The sequence below is a fragment of the Angustibacter speluncae genome (assembly GCF_054777815.1).
In genome coordinates, this window is sequence record NZ_BAAHAF010000197.1 from 1 (window position 1) to 2914 (window position 2914).

Consider the following 2914-nt stretch of genomic DNA (forward strand, 5'->3'; position numbering starts at 1 on the left):
CGCGGCGCGGGGCGCACAGGGGTGGGGGCGCCCGACGGGGCGGCCGGGGCGGCCACCTCGGGCGTGCTGGTGGGAGCCTGCGCAGCAGGCGCCGGCGCCGCAGGCGTCTGCGCGACGGGCGCGGGAGCCTCCGGCGCGGGGGCGGCCTTCTTCGCCGCCGGCTTGGGGGCCGCCTTCTTCGCGGCCGGGGCGTCGCCGCCGGACGCCGGGAAGGCGTCTCGCAGCCTGCGCACCACGGGCGCCTCGATGGTCGACGACGCCGACCTCGTGTACTCGCCCATCTCGTTGAGCTTGGCCATCACGGCCTTGCTCTCGACCCCGAGCTCCTTCGCGAGCTCGTAGACCCGGACCTTCGCCAAAGTTCTGTCCTGTTCCCGGTCCGGCTGGGAACAGCGCGGACCGTCGTTAGTGCTGGGGGGCGTTCATTGCTGGGAGCTCATCGGGTGCCCATCAGATGCTGACCCGCTTCCGATCTCGACGGTTGACTGGTTCGTGCTGGTGGTGCTGGGTGGTGCCGGTGGCAGCTGCTCGAGGTGCTCGCGCACCGCCGCGAGGTCGGCCGGGGCCTGCAGGCGCAGGGCCCGGGCGAACGCCCGGCGGCGCACGGCCTGGTCCAGGCACCCGAGGTCGGGGTGCACCCACGCACCGCGTCCGGGGAGCCGGGTCCGGGGGTCGGGGACGAGCGTGCCGTCCCCGGCCGCCACCACGCGCAGCAACCGCGACCGGTCGGCCTTCCGACGGCACCCCACGCACGTGCGCTGCGGCACGTGGGGCGTGAGGGGCTGCCGGACGTCCGGCCCGGTCCCCACCACTCTACCCCTCCTGCGCCTCGGGGTCCGAACCGGCGGACCCCGGACCGACAGCGGCCTCGGCGTCCGAGCGGATGTCGATCCGCCAGCCGGTCAGCTTGGCGGCCAGGCGGGCGTTCTGCCCCTCCTTGCCGATGGCGAGCGAGAGCTGGTAGTCGGGCACGACCACCCGGGCCGCGCGCGCCTCGGCGTCGACGACCCGGACGCTGGTGACCCGCGCCGGCGACAGCGCGTGCCCGACGAACACCGCCGGGTCGTCGCTGTGGTCGACGATGTCGATCTTCTCGCCGTGCAGCTCGGTCATCACCGCGCGCACCCGCTGGCCCATCGGCCCGATGCAGGCGCCCTTGGCGTTCACGCCGGGGACGGTCGAGCGCACCGCCATCTTCGTGCGGTGCCCCGCCTCGCGGGCGAGCGCGACGATCTCGACGGTGCCGTCGGCGACCTCGGGCACCTCGAGCTCGACGAGCCGGCGCACCAGGTTCGGGTGCGTGCGGCTCACCGTGACCGACGGGCCCTTCATGCCCTTGCGGACGGCGACCACGAGCGCGCGGATGCGGGCGCCGTGCTCGTAGCGCTCCCCCGGCACCTGCTCCTGCGGCGGCAGCACGGCCTCGACCGTGCCGAGGTCGATCTGCACCATCCGGCGGTCGTGGCCCTGCTGGATCACGCCGGACACGATCGCGCCCTCGCGGTCGCGGAACTCGCCGAGCACCTGCTCGTCCTCGACGTCGCGCAGCCGCTGGATGATGACCTGCTTGGCCGTGGTGGCCGCGATCCGGCCGAACCCGCTCGGGGTGTCGTCGTACTCGCGCAGCACCTGGCCGTCGTCGCCGGTCTCGGCGGCCCACACCACGACGTGCCCGCTCTTGCGGTCGAGCTCGACCCGGGCGTGCTCCACCGCGCCGGGCGTGCGGTGGTACGCCACCAGCAGCGCGGCCTCGATCGCGGGGACGAGCACGTCGAAGGGCACGTCCTTCTCGCGCTCGAGCATCCGCAGGGCGGTCATGTCGATGTCCACGTCAGTCCTCCTCGTCCCCGTCGTCCTGCCCGTCGTCCTGCCCGTCGTCCTGCCCGTCGTCCTGGCCCTTGCGGCTGAACTCGACCTGCACGCGGCCGGTGCCCAGCTCGTCCCAGCCGACGGTGCGCGGCGCGCCGTCGACGTCCAGCACCACGCCGTCGTCGCCCACCTCGGCCACCCGCCCGGTCAGCTCGGCGCCGGCGACCTGGACGGCGACGAGCCGGGTGCGGGCGCGCGACCAGTGCCGGCGCTCGGTCAGCGGCCGGTCGACGCCGGGGGTGCCCACCTCGAGCACGTACGGGGCGCCGCCGAGCAGGTCGGTGGCGTCGAGCGCGTCCGACACCGCCCGCGAGACGTCGGCGACCGCGTCGAGGTCGACGCCGCCGACGGCGTCGTCCGGCAGGTCGACGACCACCCGCACGACGCGGCGCTTGCCGGCCGGGGTGACGGTGACGTCCTCGAGCACCAGACCGGACGCCTCGACCACCGGCCGGAGCAGGGAGGCCATCTCGTCGGTGGCGCCACCGGAACGCGCTGCCGGAGCCATCGGTACCTCCCTGCTGTGGTGTTGTGGGGCTCCGACCCTACCCCCGACCGCGTGCGAGGATCGCCGCGTGCCCCCTGCTGCGTCGACGCCCGGCCCGGCGGTCGGCCCGACCCGCCGCGCGCTGCTCGGCGCGGCGCTGCTCGTCCCGCTCGCGGGGTGCGGGATCCGCTGGGACGACGTGCGCCTCGACGACGTCGCCACCCCGGCGCCGCCCGCGCTGGGCGACGACGACCTCGCCCGGTTCGAGGCCGTGTCGCTCGTCACGGCGCTGCGCGAGGCGGCGGGCGCGCTCGACGTCCCGGCGGCGGTCGCGGCGGTCGGGGTGCACGAGCGGCACCTCGAGGCCCTCGGTCCGCTCCCGGGACCGGTGCCTACCCCGTCGTCGACGCCGAGCGGCTGGCCGACCACGTCGGCGACCGCGCCCCCGCCGGCCGACGCGGCCGCGCTCGGGGTGCTCGAGCAGGACGCCGCGGCGCGGCTGCTCGAGCTGGCCTGCGGCGAGGCCAGCACCGTCGGCGGGCCGCTCGCGCGGCTGCT

5 protein-coding genes are annotated in these 2914 nt (G+C 76.1%); 1 reads left to right on the forward strand and 4 read right to left on the reverse strand.

The window, feature by feature from the left end; genetic code table 11:
* From ACYVKY_RS21190 to rimP, 4 genes are all read right to left on the reverse strand, one after another.
* On the reverse strand, positions 1–359 hold a 359-nt coding region (locus ACYVKY_RS21190; RefSeq protein ID WP_460436967.1), incomplete at its 3' end, for a translation initiation factor IF-2 N-terminal domain-containing protein.
* Positions 360–422: 63 nt separating this feature from the next.
* Positions 423–767: a YlxR family protein gene (locus ACYVKY_RS21195; RefSeq protein WP_460436971.1), complete on the reverse strand. Its 345-nt coding sequence runs from the start codon at positions 765–767 to the stop codon at positions 423–425.
* A gap of 46 nt (positions 768–813) precedes the next feature.
* Positions 814–1830: a transcription termination/antitermination protein NusA gene (gene nusA / locus ACYVKY_RS21200; RefSeq protein ID WP_460436968.1), complete on the reverse strand. Its 1017-nt coding sequence runs from the start codon at positions 1828–1830 to the stop codon at positions 814–816.
* A gap of 1 nt (position 1831) precedes the next feature.
* Entirely contained in the window at positions 1832–2377 is a 546-nt protein-coding gene (gene rimP, locus ACYVKY_RS21205) for a ribosome maturation factor RimP (protein ID WP_460436969.1), read from the reverse strand.
* Positions 2378–2444: 67 nt separating this feature from the next.
* Here rimP and ACYVKY_RS21210 point away from each other — a divergent pair.
* Positions 2445–2914 (forward strand): hypothetical protein (locus ACYVKY_RS21210; protein ID WP_460436970.1); only part of this gene is annotated, 470 nt, incomplete at its 3' end.

Coding starts and splice junctions, on each gene's coding strand:
- rimP (WP_460436969.1), bottom strand. CDS start 2,377: ATGGCTCCGGCAGCGCGTTCCGGTGGCGCCACCGACGAGATGGCCTCC.